Below are 2906 nucleotides of genomic sequence, written 5' to 3'. Positions count from 1 at the left end.
CCGCTTTCGTAGCATGTGGGCCAACGGCTGGATTGACGTCCGAGCGACATCAGCCAGTAGCGTCGGTCGGTGGCTGTGGGTTCCCAGAGCCTGCGGCTTATGTCCAGGACCCCACCGAGCCGCGAGCAGTGCTTGATCAGGGCCGCGTGCTGCTGGCTCGTAGTGCGTTCGCCCGCATCCGGGAACACCTCTTCGTAGCGTGTCCGCACACGTTGCTCGGAGTAGATCGCGAGGAGTTTAGGATCTTGTCGGTCCTGATAGAGGAACGCGACCTTCCACTTGATCGCAGGGGAGAAGTCGATCCCGTCAAGAGCCTCGAAATCACCTTCTCTGACCGCGTCGATCACCTTGGTCAGGCGGGACCGCACAGTGGTGAAGGCCTCTTCCGCCGTGTTTCCGTACTTGCGCATCCAGGCGTACTCGTCACCCCAGATTCGCCCTCCCTTGGGTGGCTTCGGGCTCGTCTCTTCGCGCCGGTAGATGCCGAACTTGAAGGCTGAGCCGCCCCAAACGCTCCCTAGAGCCTCGGTTCGCTTCTCCAGCCAGTAGACGAAGGCGTCATCCCGGTTGAGGTTCGTGTAGTCCTCCAGAGACATGTCTCGAACCCGGTTCGGTGGCCAGACCTCAAGAAACTCGGCCCAGAGTGCCAGCTCCTTGCTCGTCCCCTCCAGGACGTCCCACGTCGGTATGTACTCACTGCGCTGCCGGAAGGCGGCCATTTCGCTCTCCGATGCCTCAGCGAAGGCCTTCGCCCGAATCGGTTTCTCGAACTCGCAGGATCTCGTGTTTAGCCACAAGACGTGGATTCTTCCCTCTGGATTCCGCTGCTGGCCGTAGTCATTCCTGTACACGACACCGATTCCCCGGCCGTTGTCTCCGTAGCGGGCCAGCATGAGATGGCCTGGCTTGGGCCGTTCCACCGGATATGCAGAGCTGTTCTCGACACGCACCCAGTAGTTCTCGCGAAACTCGCTCCATTGGTCGCCTACCTGCGTCCCCCACGATGCGTTTGTTGTAGCGACCCAGCAGCGGTCAGGGCGAACTACCATGTTGCGCCCGCCCACGTTCTCACTTCTCTGCAGGCGCCCGAGCAGCTCAATTTCCCAAAGGTCGCATCCGGGAAAGGCGGTTCGTACAGCCTTGATCGCTGATGCATACTGCTCCCAAGGCATCCTCGGTGGAATCGAGGTCAGTCCGAGTATCTTGAGGTACGTCGGGTAGTCGACGAGTGGGAGGAAAGACCTCGGATTCACGAGGAACAGCATCGTGGAGAGGCTCTTCAGAGCGATACCGCTGATCTTGAGGGCTTCGCTGAACGCGTTCCGGTCGACCGAGCCACTTACGGCTTGACGGAAGATCGTCCAGGCTCGCCTCAGGTCTTGTTCCTGCGGCTTCAAGTGTGCCGTGAGGTGCCAATTGTCGGGAAGATCCCACGCGTCTGAGGTCTCTGCCAAGTGGTGATTCCGCAGTTCGAATGCGCGGCCCGCGCTGAGAAACGTGTTTCTGCGATGTGTTCCCTTACTGTGGCGGGCTAACAGAGCACCCAGGCCGAGCGGTTCGATCGGGTCGTCGCTCGAGAAGGGAGCTTCAGTTCCCCACTCGATCCGTGTCGCGCGCCTGCTCAAGGACTCCTGGTCCCCCTCGGCAATCTTCTCCGCTAGTTCGGAGAACCAGGGGATCCAGGTGAACGTCTCTTTCATGGCAGTCGTGCCTCGGGTCATCCGTCGAAGCCGGGGAGTGTAGCGGCATGAGCTTCCTGTAGCGGAGTGGCGCGTGCACCGCGGCTCTGCTGGGGCCGCTGGTTCAGGCACTCCTCACTGTGGTGGGTGATGACACATGGTCCCGGAAGGCTGGGAGGCCTAGCTAGAGCAGCGAGAGGTCAAGCCTCACCTGGTCGTACGGAACCTGCGGGATCAGCCTGCCGCGCTGTCCCTTGTCCAGTTCCACGAGTCCGTAGCGCGACATCGTCTTCAGCGTGCGGGAGAGATTCGACTTGTTTCTTCCCGTGAGCAGCGCCAACTCGGTGAGCGAGTCCGGTTTCTCCTGCGCGATCAGCATGAGCAGTTCACGGTTCCGCTCAGAGAGCACCTTGGCGAAGCTCTCGATGGAGGTGAACCAGACGGTTGGCTCCCCCTTGGCCGGCCTGTAGTCGCCTCGGGCGATAGCCAACGTGCGCTCCTTCATCTGGCCGTAGTCAGCGATGCCGATCCTCAGTGTTTTCATGGGACTGATCCTCTCTCACGCAGAACCTTGTCTACGGTCTTCCAGAAGTCCTCAAGCAGCGCCGCTGCATCCTTGTAGTCGTAGGATCGGATTCTCTTGAGACGATGGCTGTGGTCGCTTGCTCGGCTCTTCCGCGCTCTGGTTCCTCGGCCCGGCCTCGGAGGATGCGCGTTGTCGAATCCGACCAGCCTGGCGCCATCTGGCGCGTGGAGCGTCAGGGAGTAGCTGAGTCCGTGAGGCCGTTCGGGGGTCGCTTCGGTGCGTCTCACGATGAACTTGACCCAGTGGCCGACTTCGTCAACGAAGAGTGTTTGACCGTGGAGGTCCAGCAGCGTGTCGAGGCCTGGGTCGCGGTCGTCCGTCGTCACCACGGAAGGTTATCAGGAAATGATAACTCCGTTGCCACGGTAGCGCCAGGCAGTCGATCCCGGCGGATGAAGCTCCTGGCTGCCGGTGGTAGGGTCTGACCCTCCCGGAAACCGCCGACAGGAAGACGCCGATGAAGACGACGCGATTCTCTCGCCTTGCCCTGCCAGTCCTTGGTCTCGCTGCCGCGCTGGTGTTGGGCCTGATGGCGTCGCCGGAGCCAGCCGCCGCGCACCACGCCTTCGCCGCCGAGTTCGACGCCACGAAGCCGGTTCGGCTGCGCGGCAAGGTGACGAAGGTCGAGTGGGTGAACCCGC

At 61.8% G+C, this 2906-nt stretch carries 4 protein-coding genes; 1 reads left to right on the top strand and 3 read right to left on the bottom strand.

Annotated elements, in window-relative coordinates; genetic code table 11:
* From OXG30_09940 to OXG30_09930, 3 genes are all read right to left on the bottom strand, one after another.
* A partial coding sequence (locus tag OXG30_09940) for a hypothetical protein (protein ID MCY4135216.1) occupies positions 1 to 1700 on the bottom strand: 1700 nt, incomplete at its 3' end.
* A gap of 163 nt (positions 1701 to 1863) precedes the next feature.
* Positions 1864 to 2223, bottom strand: a complete 360-nt coding sequence (locus OXG30_09935; protein MCY4135215.1) for a helix-turn-helix domain-containing protein — start codon at positions 2221 to 2223, stop codon at positions 1864 to 1866.
* Positions 2220 to 2591 (bottom strand): DUF6516 family protein, encoded by a 372-nt coding sequence (locus OXG30_09930; protein ID MCY4135214.1) that lies wholly within the window; start codon positions 2589 to 2591, stop codon positions 2220 to 2222. The genes OXG30_09935 and OXG30_09930 overlap by 4 nt, the downstream gene beginning before the upstream one ends.
* A 131-nt stretch (positions 2592 to 2722) precedes the next feature.
* Here OXG30_09930 and OXG30_09925 point away from each other — a divergent pair.
* On the top strand, positions 2723 to 2906 hold a 184-nt coding region (locus tag OXG30_09925), incomplete at its 3' end, for a DUF6152 family protein (protein ID MCY4135213.1).

This window comes from bacterium (assembly GCA_026708015.1).
Classification (GTDB): domain Bacteria; phylum Actinomycetota; class Acidimicrobiia; order Acidimicrobiales; family Bin134; genus Poriferisocius.
This window is presented reverse-complemented; position numbering and strand designations above follow the sequence as displayed.

What these genes read in the sequence shown, in the direction of transcription:
- OXG30_09935 (MCY4135215.1), bottom strand. Translation starts at nt 2,223, where the DNA reads ATGAAAACACTGAGGATCGGCATCGCTGACTACGGCCAGATGAAGGAG.